The organism is Oleiphilus sp. HI0066, assembly GCF_001635725.1.
The window spans coordinates 1-803 of the sequence record NZ_LWFH01000729.1 but is presented as its reverse complement, the minus strand read 5'-3'; the positions used below and the strand labels follow the sequence as shown (position 1 = coordinate 803).

The 803-nt window shown below is 42.2% G+C and carries 1 protein-coding gene and 1 pseudogene; one reads left to right on the top strand and one right to left on the bottom strand.

Annotated features, from left to right (window positions below; all coding sequences use genetic code 11):
• On the bottom strand, nucleotides 1–215 hold a 215-nt coding region (locus A3738_RS31885; protein ID WP_156504125.1), incomplete at its 3' end, for a hypothetical protein.
• Nucleotides 216–274: 59 nt separating this feature from the next.
• Between A3738_RS31885 and A3738_RS08950 the strand changes: the two are divergent.
• Nucleotides 275–803, top strand: a pseudogene (locus A3738_RS08950) (hypothetical protein); the annotation flags it as partial.

The window sequence follows — 803 nt, the reverse complement described above, 5'->3', positions numbered from 1 at the left end:
AACTCTAACGGACGTGCTAATACTTGCGCGGGTAAAGCCCAACGCTTGCCCTCAAATTTATAACGCACTTGTGCATCAAGATAGATAAGCCAAGCAAATACAAACACGAATAACACCGCGAGAACTTTCCACAACCACGAGCGAGACTTTGTCGCTTGCGATTTAGATTTTGACGGTTCAGCTTTTGCTTTTTTAGTTTGCTTGGATTTAGCCATGATTTACTTTGCAGGAATTTGCTCTGCTGTTATTGTGCCTGCCACACTGCGGAGGAAACATGAATTCAGCGCTGATTCAGTCATTATTAGAAGCAAAGCCGTACCCACACGCGTGCAGTCAATTTGAGCTTATCGAAACACATATTTCGTGGATTATTCTTACCGGCGATTATGCCTACAAGATTAAAAAGCCCGTAAATTTTGGGTTCCTAGATTTTACGGCATTAAAAGCACGTAAACAGTATTGTGAAGCAGAATTAAAATTAAACTCACGTTCCGCTCCAGAATTGTATGTTGAGGTACTCGCAATTGGAGGGAGCTCAGTCAACCCTCTTCTCGGCGTTGAAGATGAAGACGCCATTGAATACTGCATCAAGATGCATCAGTTCAAAACAGAAGAACTCTTTAATGAGTTGGATGAAACTAATCGTTTAACGTTTACACATATTGATGAGCTAGCAGATAGAGTTGCGGAATTTCATCGTGAAGCATTATCAGCGCCCGCTAACACGCCTTATGGATTACCAGAGCATTTGATTCTGCCAGCAGAACAAAACTTTGAACAAATACGAGAGCGCCTGTCAGAGA